At 69.0% G+C, this 16,696-nt stretch carries 14 protein-coding genes and 5 pseudogenes; 12 read left to right on the forward strand and 7 right to left on the reverse strand.

Translation table 11 applies throughout. The features are described from left to right. Window positions 1-82: 82 nt before the first annotated feature. Window positions 83-982 (forward strand): arginase family protein, encoded by a 900-nt coding sequence (locus ACMTAK_RS51380; protein ID WP_413812574.1) that lies wholly within the window; start codon window positions 83-85, stop codon window positions 980-982. Here the strand turns inward: ACMTAK_RS51380 and ACMTAK_RS51385 are convergent. Then, window positions 901-2,130: pseudogene (locus ACMTAK_RS51385) on the reverse strand (IS256 family transposase). The gene ACMTAK_RS51380 and the pseudogene ACMTAK_RS51385 sit on opposite strands and share 82 nt — an antisense overlap. Window positions 2,131-2,187: 57 nt before the next feature. After that, window positions 2,188-2,550, reverse strand: a complete 363-nt coding sequence (locus ACMTAK_RS51390; RefSeq protein ID WP_413812575.1) for a hypothetical protein — start codon at window positions 2,548-2,550, stop codon at window positions 2,188-2,190. A 269-nt stretch (window positions 2,551-2,819) separates the two neighbouring features. On the opposite strand from ACMTAK_RS51390, the gene ACMTAK_RS51395 reads away from it, so the two are divergent. The 4 genes from ACMTAK_RS51395 to ACMTAK_RS51410 all read left to right on the forward strand — a co-directional run bounded on the left by ACMTAK_RS51395 (window position 2,820) and on the right by ACMTAK_RS51410 (window position 7,034). Beyond that, a complete protein-coding gene (locus ACMTAK_RS51395; protein ID WP_413813246.1) occupies window positions 2,820-3,941 on the forward strand; it encodes an LLM class flavin-dependent oxidoreductase in 1,122 nt (373 codons plus the stop codon). After that, entirely contained in the window at window positions 3,938-4,579 is a 642-nt protein-coding gene (locus ACMTAK_RS51400) for a CE1759 family FMN reductase (protein ID WP_413812576.1), read from the forward strand. Before ACMTAK_RS51395 ends, ACMTAK_RS51400 begins: the two co-directional genes overlap by 4 nt. Before the next feature lie 530 nt (window positions 4,580-5,109). Next, window positions 5,110-5,343, forward strand: coding sequence for a hypothetical protein (locus tag ACMTAK_RS51405; RefSeq protein ID WP_413812577.1), 234 nt, complete (start codon window positions 5,110-5,112; stop codon window positions 5,341-5,343). A 239-nt stretch (window positions 5,344-5,582) separates the two neighbouring features. Further along, a complete protein-coding gene (locus ACMTAK_RS51410) occupies window positions 5,583-7,034 on the forward strand; it encodes an NB-ARC domain-containing protein (RefSeq protein WP_413812578.1) in 1,452 nt (483 codons plus the stop codon). 74 nt (window positions 7,035-7,108) lie between these two features. On the opposite strand, the gene ACMTAK_RS51415 is transcribed toward ACMTAK_RS51410, so the two are convergent. The 3 genes and pseudogenes from ACMTAK_RS51415 to ACMTAK_RS51425 all read right to left on the reverse strand — a co-directional run. Continuing rightward, the gene (locus ACMTAK_RS51415) at window positions 7,109-7,618 is read right to left on the reverse strand and encodes a VOC family protein (RefSeq protein WP_413812579.1); all 510 of its coding nucleotides are present in this window, start codon (window positions 7,616-7,618) and stop codon (window positions 7,109-7,111) included. A gap of 49 nt (window positions 7,619-7,667) precedes the next feature. Further along, entirely contained in the window at window positions 7,668-7,937 is a 270-nt protein-coding gene (locus ACMTAK_RS51420; RefSeq protein ID WP_413812580.1) for a hypothetical protein, read from the reverse strand. Between the two features lie 393 nt (window positions 7,938-8,330). Further along, window positions 8,331-8,948: pseudogene (locus ACMTAK_RS51425) on the reverse strand (transposase); the annotation flags it as partial. 231 nt (window positions 8,949-9,179) lie between these two features. Between ACMTAK_RS51425 and ACMTAK_RS51430 the strand changes: the two are divergent. The 5 genes and pseudogenes from ACMTAK_RS51430 to ACMTAK_RS51450 all read left to right on the forward strand — a co-directional run. After that, window positions 9,180-9,521 (forward strand): PadR family transcriptional regulator, encoded by a 342-nt coding sequence (locus tag ACMTAK_RS51430; RefSeq protein ID WP_063731093.1) that lies wholly within the window; start codon window positions 9,180-9,182, stop codon window positions 9,519-9,521. After that, entirely contained in the window at window positions 9,518-10,474 is a 957-nt protein-coding gene (locus tag ACMTAK_RS51435; RefSeq protein WP_413812581.1) for a hypothetical protein, read from the forward strand. The genes ACMTAK_RS51430 and ACMTAK_RS51435 overlap by 4 nt, the downstream gene beginning before the upstream one ends. Before the next feature lie 94 nt (window positions 10,475-10,568). Further along, the gene (locus ACMTAK_RS51440) at window positions 10,569-11,492 is read left to right on the forward strand and encodes a phosphatase PAP2 family protein (RefSeq protein ID WP_413812582.1); all 924 of its coding nucleotides are present in this window, start codon (window positions 10,569-10,571) and stop codon (window positions 11,490-11,492) included. A gap of 183 nt (window positions 11,493-11,675) precedes the next feature. Continuing rightward, window positions 11,676-12,446 (forward strand): annotated as a pseudogene (locus ACMTAK_RS51445) (helix-turn-helix domain-containing protein); the annotation flags it as partial. 809 nt (window positions 12,447-13,255) lie between these two features. Next, window positions 13,256-13,342 (forward strand): annotated as a pseudogene (locus ACMTAK_RS51450) (IS5/IS1182 family transposase); the annotation flags it as partial. Window positions 13,343-13,351: 9 nt separating this feature from the next. Here ACMTAK_RS51450 and ACMTAK_RS51455 read toward each other — a convergent pair. Further along, complete coding sequence (locus tag ACMTAK_RS51455) at window positions 13,352-14,797, reverse strand: sulfatase family protein (RefSeq protein ID WP_413812583.1); 1,446 nt, start codon at window positions 14,795-14,797, stop codon at window positions 13,352-13,354. A gap of 184 nt (window positions 14,798-14,981) precedes the next feature. Between ACMTAK_RS51455 and ACMTAK_RS51460 the strand changes: the two are divergent. Beyond that, window positions 14,982-15,109: pseudogene (locus ACMTAK_RS51460) on the forward strand (IS5/IS1182 family transposase); the annotation flags it as partial. 147 nt (window positions 15,110-15,256) lie between these two features. Further along, window positions 15,257-15,763: a DinB family protein gene (locus ACMTAK_RS51465; RefSeq protein WP_413812584.1), complete on the forward strand. Its 507-nt coding sequence runs from the start codon at window positions 15,257-15,259 to the stop codon at window positions 15,761-15,763. Between the two features lie 12 nt (window positions 15,764-15,775). Here ACMTAK_RS51465 and ACMTAK_RS51470 read toward each other — a convergent pair. Further along, window positions 15,776-16,656 (reverse strand): IS5 family transposase gene (locus tag ACMTAK_RS51470; RefSeq protein ID WP_413813247.1). Its coding sequence is split into 2 segments (ribosomal slippage): window positions 15,776-16,293 and window positions 16,293-16,656, totalling 882 coding nucleotides; the frame shifts between segments, so codons are not numbered across the junction. Window positions 16,657-16,696: the final 40 nt, after the last annotated feature.

The following is a 16,696-nucleotide window of genomic DNA, read 5'->3' on the forward strand; positions in this document are numbered from 1 at the left end:
GGGCGAGGGCGTGGTGCGGTCGACGGACAGCCGGACCCTACCCCGCCCCTGCGATGATGGGCCACCTCGTCACCATGGGGTGATGTGCCGTCGTCTCGTACTCCTTGATGCCCCGTCGAATCTCGGCCTCAGGCCGCCCGTAGAAGGGGCCGTGCCCGGGTGCTACAAGCTGGCCGGTGCCCTGCGCGAACAGCGGCTGCTGGCGCGGCTCGGTGCCGAGGAGGGGGGAGTCGTCGTGCCGCCCCGTTATGACCGCGGGGACTGGAAAGAGGGCGACGGGGTGTTCCACGCGGGGGCCATCGCCGCGTACACCCGCAAACTCGCCGACCGCATCGAAGGGCACGTGCGGGCTGGGGACTTCCCCGTGGTCCTGGGCGGGGACTGCTCCATCCAGCTCGGCGCTTCGCTCGCGCTGCGCCGCATCGGGCGTTACGGAATCGCCGTGATCGACGGGTCCGCCGACTTTCGGCACCCCGGCAACTCCGACCGCGTCGGCGCCGCGGGTGGTGAGGAGCTGGCTCTTGCGACCGGCCGTGGGCAGGCGGATCTCACGGATCTCGAAGGGCTGCGGCCGTACGTGCGGGAGAGCGACGTCCAGGTCTTCGGCATCCGGGACTACGACGTGGAGCGCGCCGAACTCACGGACTCGGGCATTGCGAGCACGACGGTGGGGGAGATCCGGGAGTGCGGCCCCCAGCAGGCGGCTGGCGCGGCGCTGCGAACGCTGGAGGCAGCCGCTCTCGACGGCTTCTGGGTGCACCTGGACGCCGACGTCCTGGATCCGTCGGTGATGCCCGCCGTGGACAGCCCCGACGACGGCGGGCTGCTGTCCGGCGAACTCTCGACGCTGCTACGGACGTTGGTCGGCTCGCACCGGTGCGTGGGGCTCAACGTCACCATCTACGACCCCGATCTCGACCCGGACAGCTCCTGCGCGGCCCTGCTCGCCGACCTCCTCGTCGCGGCTCTCGCCCGGCCCTGACCAGCAACGGCGCCAGGCTCGGAGGACGTGATCCGGCCGCCTCGATGGAGCTCGGGGATGTCGACGAGCTCCCAGTCAGCGTTCTTGGGCGGGCGGACTCGGTCAGCTTGAACATTCATGGCCAGGGCCGCAGCCGCGCTGCCGGCCCCGCGGGTGACCTTCGTCCTGAGTTTCACGGTGCTGAATGTACTTTCGATCGGGTTTGTCGTGCGCAGGTGCACCCAGTGCTCGACAGGGAAGTCGTAGAACGCGAGGAGCTCGTCGACCTCGCCGGTGACCTTCTTCACCGCCTTCGGCCACTTCGCGCCGTAGGCGTCCTTGAAATCGCGGATAGCCTTCTCTGCGTGGTCGCGGTCCTGGGCGTTGTAGATCTCCTGGAGGGCCTTCTTCGCGCCGGGCTGGGCCGACTTCGGCAGGGCATTGATCACGTTTCGGGTTTTGTGAACCCAGCACCTTTGATGCCTGGACTGCGGAAACACCTCCGCGAGGGCCCGCCACAGGCCCATCGCGCCGTCGCCGACGACGAGTTCGGGATCCCGCATGCCGCGCCGACGGCAGTGGCGCAGCAGGTCCGCCCAGGACTCGGTCGACTCGCGCAGCCCCTCGGTGGACGCCGTCGGCCCACACATGGACATAGTCGGATTCCGACAGGTCACGGGCCTGGAAGGCGGTGTGGTCGTCCTGCCACTGCTTCGTCAGCCGCGTGATCGTCGCCGGGGGAGAGTCCAGCCGCCGGGCCGAGGAACTGCTCCATCGCCGGCACAAAGTCGCCGGAGGACAGTCCGTGCGGGTAGAGAAGCGGGAGGACCTCGCTGATCTTCGGAGACTTCCGGCACCATGGCGCGAGGATCTTCGACGAGAACCGCTTGCGCTCACCCGTCGCCTCGTCCACGCGCCTGTCGTTCACGCGCGCCGCCTTCACCGCGACCGGCCCGGCGGCCGTGGTCACAGCCCGCTCCCGGCGGTGCCCGTTACGGACGACCAGACGGCGGCCGGCCTCGTCACGCTGGCCTGCCAGCTCGGCTATGTACTTGGTTGACCTCGGCCTCCAAGGCCGCGGCGAGCATCCGCCGGGCACCCTCGCGGACGATGTCGTCCATCAGGGAGCCAGTCTCGGTGGTGCCGTCCTTGTTGACTACGCTCAGCATGGGCGTGCCTTCCCGACCCGCGGTGCAACGCGGGCCTGCTCGATGACCTTGAGTCGATCACTCGGGAAGGTACGCCCTCCGCGTCACACGGGGCATCCCATCCGAGGCCGATCCACAAGTCCTGAGCATTGCTCGTTCGAGCCTGGAGAGCTTGGTTCCACCGCTGTGGGATACGTCGGGACGGCCTCCGCTGGACAGCACCAGCACGGTGTCCGCCGGACGGTCGCCCGCCGCGTGGCCGAAGGGATCGCCGAATTCGGTGTGCGGGATGTCGTGGCGGTAGGGCAGGTGGGCAATCGTGGCCGCCGGGCCGAACAGTTTGCGTGGCGCGGGGCTGACGAGGCCGACGATATGCGACCGGTGATCGTGAACCCGGCCCATGGCGTCGACCAGCGACGGGCAGGACACGCGGTCGTGCACGGGCTTTGAGGTCGCCGGCCATCGTCGCTTCCTTCCTGTCATCGCGGCACCGGACGCTCGCCCCTGTACCAGGCATGCCTTGTGGTGGATGCTGGCCGTCCGGCCGCGGTGCGGCAGCCTGGTGACGAGGCGCGGAGCGCGGGTGATGACGAGTCCCTCTCCAGCAGGCATGTGTTTTTGCGTGGCGGTCGCAACACTGGGAGAATTGGGAATAACCCGGACAGTGGATCCGGAGGGAGTTCCGTATGGACTCGTCCGAAGCGCTGGGGATGCAATTCGGCATCTTCACGGTCGGTGATGTCACGACCGACCCCATGACAGGGACAGCTCCCACCGAGGCGGAGCGTGTCCGGGCCACCGTTGCCATCGCGCGCAAGGCCGAGGAGGTCGGACTCGATGTCTTCGCCACCGGCGAGCATCACAACCCGCCTTTCGTGCCGTCCTCACCCACGACCCTGCTCGGCTATATCGCCGGGCAGACCGAGCGCATCATCCTGTCGACCTCGACCACGCTGATCACGACCAATGACCCGGTCAAGATCGCCGAGGACTTCAGCGTGCTCCAGCACCTGTCCGGCGGTCGTACGGACGTCATGCTGGGACGGGGGAATACCGGGCCCGTCTACCCGTGGTTCGGGCAGGACATCCGCCAGGCCGTCCCGCTGACCGTCGAACACTATGGCCTGCTGCGCCGTCTGTGGCGCGAGGAGGTGGTGGACTGGGAGGGCGAGCTGCGTTCCTCTCTGCAGGGCTTCACTCTGGTGCCACGGCCACTGGACGACGTCCCGCCCTTCGTCTGGCACGGCTCCATCCGCACTCCCGAAGTGGCGGAGCTGGCGGCCTATTTCGGCGACGGATTCTTCGCCAACCACATCTTCTGGCCCACCTCCCATACGCAGTCGATGGTTCAGATGTACCGCCGGCGCTTCGCGCACTACGGTCACGGCTCCCCGGAACAGGCCATCGTCGGCTTGGGCGGGCAGGTTTTCATGCGTCGCAACAGTCAGGAGGCGGTCGGCGAGTTCCGGCCGTACTTCGACAATGCCCCGGTCTACGGACACGGCCCCTCGCTGGAGGACTTCACGACGCTCACGCCGTTGACCGTCGGCTCACCGGCCCAGGTCATCGAGAGAACGCTGGGTTTCCGCGATTACACCGGTGACTACCAGCGCCAGCTCTTCCTCGTCGACCACGCCGGTCTCCCGCTCAAGACGGTGCTCGAACAGCTCGATCTGCTCGGTGAGGAAGTGGTGCCGGTACTCCGCAAGGAGTTCGCCGTCGGCAGGCCGGCCGACGTTCCGCCGGCCCCGACGCATGAGTCCCTGCTCCGTGCCCGCAGGGGCGAGGAAAAGCCGCAGTCCGACGATGAAGGGGGTCCGGAAGCGCGATGAAATTGGCGATCATCACCGGCGGTCTGCGCGAGCCGTCCTCGACGCGGCTCCTCGCGGACCGGCTGGTGACGGCTGTGACCAGGGAACTCGAACAACACGGCGAACAGGTCGAGGCGTCATTCGTGGAACTCCGTCCCCTGGGCCACCTCATCATGGACGCGATGCTGACGGGATTCACCAAGGACGAACTGGAATCCGCCTTCCGAACGGTCTCCGACGCCGACGGCATCATCGCCGTCACACCCGCCTTCAACGCCTCTTTCAGCGGGCTGTTCAAGTCCTTCTTCGACGTACTGCCGGAACAGACGCTCTCGGACCTGCCCGTCCTCATCGGCGCGACCGGCGGAACCGAGCGGCACTCGCTCGTTCTCGAACACGCGCTGCGCCCGATGCTCACCTATCTGCACGCGATCGTCTCCCCCCGTGCCGTCTACGCCGCCACCAGCGATTTCGGCTCCCAGTCCGGGGCCGCCCTGGCGGAACGCATCACCGATGCCGCGGCCGACTTCTCCCGTCTGCTGCGCGTCTGCGGTCCACGGGTACGTCGCGAACCGGCGGACGAAGATCTCGCCTCCATGCGGCGGCTGCTGCCCGGCACGACCGGTGTGGGCCCCGGCCGGCCGGCGGATCCGGCATGAATTCCGCTGCCCCCGGCACCGGGCCCGTCGTCCGCATCGCCGTGCGACGGCTCGGCCGCCGGTGGACTCCGGGGTGACCGTGGCGGCGGCCTCCCCGGCCACGGCACATGCCTGCTTCTCGGGCACACCGGCCGCGATGGGCATGGCAACGGTGTTCCTGTTTCCAAGGTCGCCCTGGCCGCGCTCGCCTCCGCCTTCGCCCCCTCGGTGGTCGGTGCCTCCACCGACGCCGTGCTGTCCCTGACTCATAGCGGCAGCATCGCCCCCATTTGGCTCCTCGGCCCGGCCTGTGGCCTCGGTGGTCTCATCGGCGGCTACGTCGGAGCCCGCCTCCAGCCGCGCATGCCCGAGACCTTCCTCCGCCTCCTCCTGGGCACCCTGGCCGCCGCACTCGGCGGGTCTGCGCGCTCAGTGCACTGCGCTGACCTGGCCGATCAGCCTTCGCTGTCGCGGGATGCCCGGCGTTTTGTGACTCGTGGCGCTGGTCGTCGTCCTGTGATGCGCAGCGTGAGCAGGCCGAGCTGGATCGTTTGGACCAGACCGCGGCCAGTGTGCAGGTCACCGACCCGGCGGAGGCGGAGCGGGCACGTAACCGCCAGGAGGCCGTCTGGCAGACCCGTATCGAGATCCTTATGGAGAGCCTGGACGCTGCCCAGCGGGAGCAGGCGGCCGAGCAGTTGCGCAGTCTGCTCGCCCAATACGCCCCGCAGTCCGGCGTGGTTGCGGGGCCGGGCGGGCTGGCCGCGAACACGGTAGGCATCTAGGCAGATCGAGGCTCGAGAGCGGGCGGTGTGATCCATGGAGGGACGCAGATCGGCTCCCCTTCCCCGCCGGATTCGCCCCAGGGCTGAGCGGACCGGCCAGCGCAAGCCCACCCGAAATCCCGCACCACCCCGGCGCAGACGGTGCCAGGGCCATCACCGCGACCGGCGGCGGCATCGCCGCCGGCACCGTTACCGGGGGTATCCACCAGTACCGGCATGCCGCGCGCCGCGAGCCCGCCGTGTGGCCGCACCAGGTCGGCGTCATCCCCTCCCGGGCACAGTCCTTCCAGCACCGCGCCGAGGCGGACCGGCTGCGGGCAGCGATCGACAGTGGCGGCACTGCGGTCCTGCGCCAGGTGCTGACCTGGATGGGCGGGGTGGGCAAGACCCAGCTCGCCGCCGACTTCGCCCGCACCGCCTGGGACACCGGCGGCCTCGATGTCCTCGTCTGGATCACCGCCGGCGACCGCTCGCCCGTCGTGAGCGGATACGCGCAGGCCGGTATCGAGCTGTGCCGGGCTGACCCCGACGACCCGGAACAGGCCGCCGACTCCTTCGTGGCCTGGCTGACTCCCAAGTCCGGCGCTCCGCCGTGCCGGTGGCTGATCGTCTTGGACGACGTCGCCGACCCCGCAGATCTACACGGTCTGTGGCCGCCGGCCAGCCCGTACGGCCGGACCCTGGTCACCACCCGCCGCCGCGACGCCGCCCCGACCGGGGAAGGCCGCCGCCTGGTCGAGGTGGGCCTGTTCTCCGAGGCCGAAGCCCTCGCCTACCTCACCACGCCCCTGGCCGCGCGCGGCCGGGCCGAGCCCGCCGACCAGCTCACCGCCCTGGCCGCCGACCTCGGCCACCTGGCCCTGGCCCTAGCGCAGGCCGCCGCCTACCTCATCGACTCCGGCGAAACCGCGGCCGCCTACCGTCGCCTGCTGACCGACCGCACCACCACACTCACCGACCTCGCCCCCGACGCACTGCCCGACGAGCAGGCCATCGCCCTCGCCGCCGCCTGGTCCCTGTCCATCACCCGCGCCGACACCCTGCGCCCCGCCGGCCTGGCCCGGCCCATGCTCCACCTGGCTTCCCTACTCGACGCCTACGGCATTCCTCAGGACGTACTGACCGGCGAGGCGGCCCGTGCCCACCTCGCCGCACACCGCACCGCAACCGGCCCCGACCCCACCGCGGAACCGGCCCCAGTCTCCCGCCCAGACGCCGTACGCGCCCTGCGCGCCCTGGACCGGCTCAGCCTCATTGACCACCGACCGGGCACCCCCCACCAGGCCGTCCGCATCCACCAGCTCATCCAGCGGGCCACCCGCGATACCCTCAGCCTCGCCCAGCAAGACCAGTACGCCCGCACCGCCGCCGATGCCCTCATGGCAGCCTGGCCCGCGATCGAACGCAACACCGCCCTCGCCCAGAACCTGCGCGCCAACACGGATGCCCTCACACGCCACGCCGAAGACGCCCTGTACCGGACAGACGCCCATAGCGTGCTGTACCGCCTCGGCCAAAGCCTCGGCGACAGCGGCCAGACCAACGCCGCCACCACCCACTTCCAGCACCTGACGGACACCACCACCCGCCACCTCGGCCCCGACCACCCCGAGACCCTGGCCGCCCGCCACGAGCTGGCCCGCTGGCGGGGCGAGTCGGGAGATGCGGCCGGTGATCAGTCGACCGATTGATGAGAAAACTGATCAACACCGTTTGCGGCTGCTAACCAGGTTCTTATCGGCGCCCCATTACGGCATGCCGACGATCAGCCCTCGGGTTCCTCCGCCTTTCTCCTGCTCAGGAGATACTTCGCGGCCTCGATCATTTCCCTGTTGAGTTCCTCGACGGAGACGCCCCAGGTCTCCTCCCAGCCGTCCAGGCTGTACGCGCAGTGGACAAGCGTCTCCAGCTCTTCGGGATACCCAAGGTCATACGCGACGCCTGCGCATATGAGACGCACCCCTGCGGCAGGATCGAGGGATCCATCGGCGATCTGTTCAGCGAGCCAGTAGGCCATGGCCCACTTCGCAGCCTGTCGGTCATCCGGCGGGCGGAAGAGCAGTCCCAGCTCCTCCAGCACCTGGTCGAAGAGCTCAGGAGCTTCGGACTCTTCGCTCCGCAGGAGGCCGGCCAATATAGCCAGCGCAGGACTGTCAACCCCAGCGGTTAGAGCGTCCAGCCCCGCCCGGATCAGTCGATCCGAGCCGATATGGCCACCGAACGCCCTCTCCCGCGCCATGTGCCTGAATTGCTTGAGGGCCTCATCCTGGTTCATCTCGGGCTTCCTCATCGGCAGCTGGCAAGGCACTCTCGCACGGCGGCCGTCACTGTCGCCATCGAGTTCCGCTGCTCCCGCCATCGGACTGCTGCTGTGCACCACCGCCGGGTATGAGTTCGCCTGCCGCCTGTTCCAAGGCTGCCTGGTGAAGGCCGCCACCCTCGATCAGGTACTTGTCTGGAAGCAGCCGCGCCGGCAACCCCCAGGCGCCAGCCCGGGTCCGCACATCGATGTCGCGGCTGACGACGACGACCTCGACCGGGGCGACGGCCTGCTGCAGACGCAGCGCCGAGGCCACCAGTTCGTCGTCCGGCACGGGGAGGCGAGCGTGCCCCGGCTTCGTCGGCTGCGATCAGCACCGCCGTCCCGTCGTCGGCCGTCCCTCCCTCGGGTCCCTGCTCCAGCACCGACTCCAGCAGCCGGAAGACCCCGCGCGCTCGCTTCGAGATCCTCTTGTCCCCCGTCTGGTAGCTCTTGGTGTCGATCTCATCGACCACGACGTGCGGAACCACCACGGTGGTCCCCTTCCCGAACTCCTTCTGCCAGGGAACCTTGTGAAGTATTGGCCCAGCTCGACGAACTCCGCGTCATACGGGTGCGACTTTTCTAGTGCCGCATCAGGCAACGTTCGCCCTGTTCACGACCTCGCGGAGGCGTTCGTCGGCGGCGTGCTAGTTTCACCAGACGATGTAGCGACGGATCATGCCCTGCTCAAGTTGTCGAGCACGATCGCGATGCGGATCTCGGGCGGGTAGAGGCTGCGCAGGTAACGCCAGAACTCCAGGAACCTGGTCCGCTTCTTCTTCGGCTTGATGTGGCCCCGTAGAGTTAGCCCTTGGCCAGGTCGTAGGCGGCGAACAGGTGCCGGACCCCGTGCGGGCGGGTGTAGGTCGCCCGCCGGCGGGGCCTCGGTTCCCGGGCAGAGTCCTTGTGGCGGCCGCCGCGTTCGGTCCACTGCCGCCCGGGGTAGGGCTGGAGGTTGAGCGGCCCGAACTCGTCCATGCAGAAGATGACTTCGGGCTTGCCTTCCTCGGGTATGACCTCACCGTCGGCCATCGCGTAGAGGTGTTCGACCTGGGCCTTCTTGGCCGCGTAGTCGTGTGAGGTCTTCCAGGTCTTTATGCATTGAAATCAGACGCCTTCCTCGCGGAGCAGGGCCCGAAGGCCCTCGTGGCTGATGTCGTCGAACGCCCCCTCGGCTACCAGGAAGTCGGCCAGCTTGGCTGGGCTGGCTCCAGGTCGAGAGCGGCAGGCCGTGCTCGGCTGGCTTGGACTTGGCGATCTTCTTGATCTCCCGGCCGGTCCGGGCGAACAGGGTCTGGGCCACGGAAGATTCAACGGAGGCGAGACGGGTCCGGCGGACACGGTGGGAATGACATTCTGTTCGGCCCGGACCAGGTCGCGGTGAGCATCCGCCAACGCCGCGCGGGTGCGTCGAGGAGATCGCCGTCGCGCCCGCCGGCCGGGAGAGGGTGACGCTCGCCGCGGGCGTGGAGGTGCTGCCGGTGATCACCCAGGGCTGGCAGATATATTTCGTAGCTCGATATATGCTCGATGCATGACCAGACAGAATCCGCCCTTGACGGAACCGCAGTACTTCATCCTTGCTGCACTCATGGATGGTCCGTTGCACGGTTACGGCATCATCAAGGCTGCCGAGCAGGCCACCGACGGGAGGCTCCGGATTGCTGTCGGCACTCTCTACGGCGCGTTGGAGCGGATGGAGCGGGCCGGGCTGGTGGCCGCCGGCCATGAGGAGATCGTGGACGGGCGGGCGCGGCGCTACTACCGGCTCACCGAGGACGGCACCGAGGCGCTCGGCCGGGAGGCGCTGCGGATGCAGCAGGCGGCGGCCGTCGTCATCGGACACTCGCGGGACGCCGGAGCGGCCCCGGCATGAATCGTCTGCTGCTCGCGGCCTATCCCGAGCCCTACCGTTCCCGGCAGGGAGAGGAGGTGCTGGCCTGCCTGTCCGAGGCGTATCCCGGCCGCTCCTGGCCCCCGCCGCGGGAAGTTGCCGCCCTGGTGCGCGCCGGGGTGCAGGCCCGCGCCCGTGCCGTCGTCGACGACACGGCCCGGCCGTGGTGGCTGGACGGCATCCATCTGGCCGCCCTGGCCCTCGCCGCGCTGGCGCTGGTTCCGTACTTGCAGGATGTGTGGCACTGGGCACTGCACATCGACCCCGGACAGCACGCCATCGCCTTCCACTTCTCCGGCTGGTACCCGTGGGCCGAAGGTCCCACGCGGATACGGCTGCTGCCCTACGGGCTGCTCCCGCTGGGCTGCCTGATCGCCCTGCTGCGCGGCAGAGCGTGGATCGCGCTGCCGGCCGCGGCAGCCATGATGTGGGCCGGCGCCACGTCCCACGGCCGCACCCTCTTCGGCGACGAGGGCAAGGCGGGCCTGGGCTACTACGGTCTTGGCGCCCCGATAACGGCCCGTGACCTGGTGCTGTCGGGGGCACTGTGCGCCGCGTGCGCCATGCTGGCGCTCTGCCGTCCCAGCCGTCTGCGACGCCGCTCGTACCGCTGGCTGGCCCCCGTCATGCTCGCCATGTTCGTGGCCGGGGGTCTGCACATCATCTCCGTCAGTCCGGCTTTCCAGCGCGGTCTGTTCGTCCTCGAAGTCGCCGCGCTGATCGCCGCCTGGGTGGCGACGGCCGCCACCGGCGACCACCGGTGGCTGATCCCCGTCGCGGCGTTCGCGATCGTCCGCATGCAGGCGATCGTCGTCCGGCCGGACGCGTTCATGCAGTCCTTTCCGGACCTGGTCGTCCTCATCCTGCTGATCGCACCCCTCCCCGCCCTGGCGATCGCCGCCCAGCGCCGACAGGGGCAGGCACTCGCCGAATAGGAGCGGACCCCCGGTGGGCCGGCCGAGCCCGGCGGCCCACGTCGTGCCGGAAGACGTGCGTGACCGAATTCCCCCCAACGGAAGAAACAGAGCGATGACTCAGCACGATTCACCGTCCCTGCCCGCGCACCGTCCGGGGGCCTCAAGGCAGGCCCCCGAGGCCCCCGACGACCCCAGCCCGTCGCGTACGACACGGCCGTGGATGCCGGCTCTGCTGTACGCCCTGGGGTTCCTGACGGTCTACCTGCTCGCCATCTGCACCCCGTGGGGGCAACGAGCTGAGAACGCCCTGTTTGATCTCGGTAAACAGGGCGGCGAAGAAGCATGGATCTACCCCCTGTCAGGAGCGGTCTACGGCTCGACGCCCCTGCCGCCGATGGAATTGAGCGCCAAGCCCACCCTGATGGTGGGCCTGGCCGTCATCGTGGTCCTCACCCTGGTGCGGCGGTGCTGGCGGCAGGGGTGCGCGGCGCTCGGGGTCGTCATTCTCACGACCGGAGGCAAGGAGGTGCTCAAATCGACGATCCTGCCCCGCCCCGATCTGGTGGGCGCGCCGGAGAATCTCCTTGATCAGGGTTTCCCCAGCGGGCACACGGCCATCCCCGCCGCGCTGACCCTCGCCGCCGTCCTCGTGGTTTCCCCCCGCATCCGCCCCTCCGTCGCCACGGCCGGTGTGCTGTGGCTCGCCTGCATCGCCGCCGCCAGCGCGACCATGGGCGGCCACCGGCCCAGCGAAGTGCTGGGAGCCACACTGTTGGCCTGTGCCTGTTACGGCCTCGCAACCTGGCTGCTGCCGCCAGCCGCCGTGCCACGCGCCACGCGGATCCCCCGTGCGCTGCCCGTCATCACCCTGACGCTGGCACTGGCCGTCGCCCTCGTTTCCGGCGCAAGGAACGACACCCTCACAAGGTCACTGGTCTCCGCGGCGACGGCCTTCATATGTGCGGCCCTGGTCTGGTACGCCGCAGTCGGGCGGCCCGCACACACCGCACGCCGCACACGCCCCGCCCTGGACTGACCACCCGGCCGGTTCCGGGCGGGAACCGGCGCATCCTGGCAAAGCGGCGGTCCGCGCCACCGCCCAGTCGTAGAAGCCGTCGACGCCCGAGCGCGGATGCGCTACCGCCCGGCGCGTCCTCCCATATTCCGGCCAACAGGCCGGTGTCGCCCGGCGCGGCAACCGGACGGCCAGAATGATCACGTGGCTGAACGAGTGCAGGTCCGGGAGATCGACGATGACGAGGGCCGGCGGCTGCCGCGGATTATCCGCAGGGGCACCGGGGCGGTGGTGACCTGGCGGCGGGCCCAGATGGTTCTGCTGTCCGCGCAGGGGATGCCCCTGGCGAAGATCGCCGAAGTGTCGTTCACCAGCGACGACCGGGTCCGCGATGTGATCCACAACTTCAACACCGATGACTTCGACTCGCTCTACACGAAATACAAGGGCGGGCGGCCCAGGACGTTCACGCTGCCCGAGCGCCGCGAGATCAAGAAGATCGCGAAGTCTGAGCCGACTGAGCACGACCTGCCCTTTTCCACCTGGAGTCTGTCCAAGCTGGCGGACTTTCCTGGTCGCAGAGGGAGTGATCGACGACATCAGCCACGAGGCCTGCGCATCCTGCTCCGCAAGGAAGGCGTCTCCTTTCAACGCCTGAAGACCTGGAAGACCTCCCGCGACCCGGACTACGCGGCCAAGAAGGCCCGCGTCGAGCACCTCTACGCGATCGCCGACGGGGAGGTCCTGCCCGAGGAAGGCGAGCCCGAAGTCATCTTCTGCATGGACGAGTTCGGCCCGCTCAACCTCATGTCCCACCCCGGGAAGCAGTGGGCCGAGCGCGGCGGCAAGCACAAGGACCCCGACCGTGAGCCGGGCCGCAGGCGGCGGGCGACCTACAACCGCTACGGCGGAGTACGGCACCTGTTCGCCGCCCTGGACCTGGCCAAGGACAAGCTCTACGCCACATCAAGCCCCGGATGAGCGCGGGCAGGTCCATGTTCTTGTGGTCGGCGCCGTAGAAGTCGAGGATCGCCTTGCAAGTACTCTTCGGCTTCGCCGTGACCGGGGTCTGGACATAGGCGACGGGGATGTGCAGGTCACGGGTGCCGGGGATCGCGTCCGGGTTGAGGTGGTGCAGTTCCAGCCAGGAATCCTCGAACGCGGCCGCGACTTCGCAGGCTGTCTCGGTCTTCCCCTGGCATCCGCCGCCGTTGATGATCAGGCCGCGGCGGGTGGTCGGGGCCTGTTTGAACGCTTCCTTGCGCAGGCGGGAGCGCATGACACGGGCGAGAGCCGCCGGGACAGCCGCCAGCGTCTCCAGCCCTCGGCTGTCTGCCGGTCGGCCGGCGGAGGCGGCAGGATGAACCGGGCGGCCTGGGACGTGCCGGGTGGCGGGCCGGTCACCGGGCAATCTCGGCGTCGTCGGCCGGCGGGAGTGCGAACAGGTTGCGGCGGCGGACCTCTTCTCCGAGCCGTGGTGGCGGCTCCAGCTGTCCGGCAACGGCGGCCTCCCGCTTCCTGCGGCGCTCGGGATCCGGTGCCAAGGCAGCAGGGCGGCTTGGGCTGGAAGGCCGTTGCCTCGTCTTCTGGGGTGATGGGGCGGCCGGACGGTCAGCGGCGGCAGCCTTGGCCATCTCGCGTTCCCGGGAGGTCTCGAGCCGCTGGGACTTGGTCAGGCGGGTGGGCCACCGGTTGACGGGGTGGGTGGCCCGCATCAAGCCCGGTAGGTGCGGCAGGAGTTCGGCGTCCGTGCGGGGCCGAAGTCCTGCCTGTTTGGCGCGCTTGAGCGCAATCCCCGCAACTACCTGGCCTTCCTCGGTCGCGCCGCAGCCATCTGCTGCTACAAGCGCCTCGTCCGCCTCACCACATAGGACACGGTCTTAACCGTAGTATTCGACGTTGTCCCAGAAGACGGTCCGTGGGTCGACGGCGCGTGGGTCGTCGGTTCGGAGCATCCAGTTCTGGAGCTGTTCCCGGAGCCGGGTCTTCACCGCGGCACATTCGGGATAGTCCGTGAGGTTTTCCAGGCTGTGCGGATCGGATTCGAGGTCGTAGAGCTCCTCCTTCGGCCGCTTGCCGGTGGCCAGCTGGAATGCCATGGCGAATTCCGGCCGATGCCGGTTCTCCAGGAGCTGTGTCTTGGTGGGGCCCGCGTCGATGTCGCCGAAGACCCCACGGTCGGGCGAGGGGGGCTGCGGGTCGCCGGCGGGCCAGCGCTCCGGGAAAAAGTTGCGGATATACAGCCACCTGTGCGTCCGTAGTGCGCGGATGGGGTACGAGAGATTCCCTTCCCGGGCGAAGGAGTGTCGCTCGCGCTCGAGGACGACGAACTCGCGCGGGGCGGCTGTGCCCGAGAGCGCCGGCAGCAGCGACTGCCCGGTCATCGCCGGCGGCGTGGACAGCCCGGCGGCGTGGAGGAAGGTGGGAGCGAGATCGCTCAGCACCGTCAGGCGATCGATCACTGTTCCCGGGGCGGCCCGGCCCGGCCAGCGGATCGCAAGCGGCACGTGGGTACCGGCGTCGTAGGTGTTGGCCTTGGCCCGCGGCCAGGGCCAGCCGTTGTCGCTGGTCATCACCACGATCGTGTTCTCGGCGAACCCTCGCTCGTCCAGGAGTTGCAGGGCATCGCCGACCTCGCGGTCGAAGCGTTGCACCTCGGCCAGGTAGTTGACGGCGTCGGCGCGGACCTCCGGCGTGTCCGGGAGATACGGCGGGACATCCACGGTGGCCGGGTCGATGCCGGAGTGCTCGCCCAGCTCGGGGTCGTACGGTCGGTGTGGATCGGAGGAGCCGAACCAGAAGCAGAACGGCGTCCGCTCCGGCTGCTGTTGGAGAAACTCGCCGAACGACGGGAAGCCCGGGCCCGCCGGGTCGTGCGGCCACTGCGGAAACACGCCGGGGCCGTAGCCCTTGCGAATTCGCCCGATACGGTATCCCGCCTGCTCAAGGAGGTCCGGGTACACATCGAACGTAGCCGGGAGCTCGGACCACAGGTTTGCTCCCGCCCCGAGGCGGTGCGGCGCCTGGCCGGTGAGGAGTGCGTTCCGTGACGGCGTGCATGAGGGGGTCGCGCAGAAGGCGCGCGTGAACAGCGCGCCTTCTGCCGCGAGCCGGTCGAACGTCGGCGTCCGCGCGGCGTGGGAACCGTAGGCGCCCGCGTCCGGGAAGCCCCAGTCGTCCGCGATCGCGAACAGGATGTTGACCGCTGGGTCCGGCTCGCCCCTTGCCGCCCTGGCCGGCGTGCCCAGCGCCAGCGCACCGGTGATCCCAGAGATCAGCATCGTGCGCCTTCGCACGTCATTGCCGCGCAGGTGCCTTGAACTCATCGAAGGCCTCCGCTCCGGTCGCCATCGGCCATCGGCCGCGTCGTGATCGCACCGTCTCCTCGCAAGAGCAGCTCGTCATCCGGTGTGGCTCCACACCGCCGTGGGCCGCATGAGCGGCGAACCGACATCTGTTACGTGTACCTCGCCAGGCCCAGCATGCCCTCAACTGGTCTGAGGAAACGCCGAGTGGAGCCAGGCACGGGTGTGGGCCAAGCTGCACCGTCTGATCTTCGATGAGCTGGGCGCGCGAGGTGAGCTCGACTGGCGCGGCGCGCGATCGACTGGGTGAACATGCGGGCGCTCAAAGGGAGGCCCAGGGTCTGTCCGGCGGATCATGCGGGCTGCCCACCGGCCCTGAATCGCTGTCGCGACCCGCCGGACACGGAGCTGGGTGGAGCAGGTTGCGCCCGGCGTTAAATGCCTCGACATTGGTCGCGGTGATCGGGGACGCTTCGCGCGATGACAAGAATCGACGACACGCCGCCCGCGTGGGACGAGCGCACCCAGCTCACCACGTTTCTCGACTACGCACGTGACACCGCCCGCGCCAAGTGCGATGGCGTCTCTGCGGAGAACGCCCACAAGGCACTCCTGCCGGGCTCACCGCTGATGACCATGAGCGGAGTGATCAACCACCTCCGTTGGGTCGAGTACTACTGGTTCCAGGTGGTCTTCCTCGGCGAGGAAGACCGGGGCCCCTGGACCGAGGAGGACCCCGACCGCGAGATGCGTATCGCCGTCGACTTCCCGCTCACGCAGTTGCTCGACGAATACGCCGAACAGAGCGCCCACTACCGCGAACTGGTCGCCGGGAACGGCCTGGACAAGCAGGCCCAGCGAGCCGTCCGCGACGGTCTCCATGTCGACCTGCGCTGGATTCTCTTTCACCTCACCGAGGAGACGGCCCGCCACAACGGCCACCTGGACATCCTGCGCGAGATGCTCGACGGCACGACCGGCGACTAGATCCGGCGGAGATCACGGGCGGAGCCAGAGTCGGATCGAGGCGACGGTGACGGTGCCGTGGAAGATGTAGCCGCGCTTGTCGAACCTCGTGGCCACGGCCCGGGAGTTCTTTAACGCGTTGATCGTTCGCTCGACTTCGTTCCTTCGCTTGTAGATCGTCTTGTCGAAGCCTGCGGGTCGGCCGCCTTTGCTGCCGCTTCGTTGGCGGTTGGCCCGCTGGTTCTTCGGTTCGGGGATGGTGGGCTTGATCTGGCGTCGTCGCAGGTAGCGGCGGTTGCGATGGGAGGAGTACGCCTTGTCGCCGCCGAGATGGTCGGGCCGCGTGCGTGGATGCCCGCCGCCGAGGCGGGCGACACGGATGCGTTCCATGACCGGGATGAGCTGCGGAGCGTCGCCCCACTGGCCCGGAGTGATCAGCAGGGCCAGGGGGCGGCGCCCCCCATCACCGGCGAGGTGGATCTTGCAGGTCAGGCCGCCCTGGGAGCGTCCGAGTCCCTCGTCGAGGCGGTGCTGCCGGGGCGTGCGTCTTTTCCCGGCACTCGTGGCGGTTCCCTACGAGCCCCAGCGGCGTGCTGATGGGCCCGGCAGGAGGTCGAATCGACGCTCACCATCGACCAGTCGATCCGGCCTTCCGCGTCGGCGTCGGCCAGAACGGTCGCGAAGATCCTGTCCCAGGTGCCGTCCGCCGACCAGTGTCTGTGCCGTTCGTACGCTGTCTTCCATGGACCGAAACGCGCAGGCAGATCCCGCCATGGCACCCCAGTGCGCAGTCGGTACAGGAACCTGTTGATGACCCTGCGGTGACCGGCCCACCGGCCGCCGCGCTGCCCGAACTTCGGCAGATGCGGCTTCAGCCGGGCCCACTCCTTATGCGTTAAATCTCGCCGCTCCATGCTCATGCCAACGACTCGAAGCCACGACGGTCACATGATC

Origin of the sequence: Streptomyces lacaronensis (genome assembly GCF_047337785.1) — a bacterium.
Classification (GTDB): Bacteria; Actinomycetota; Actinomycetes; order Streptomycetales; family Streptomycetaceae; genus Streptomyces; species Streptomyces lycopersici.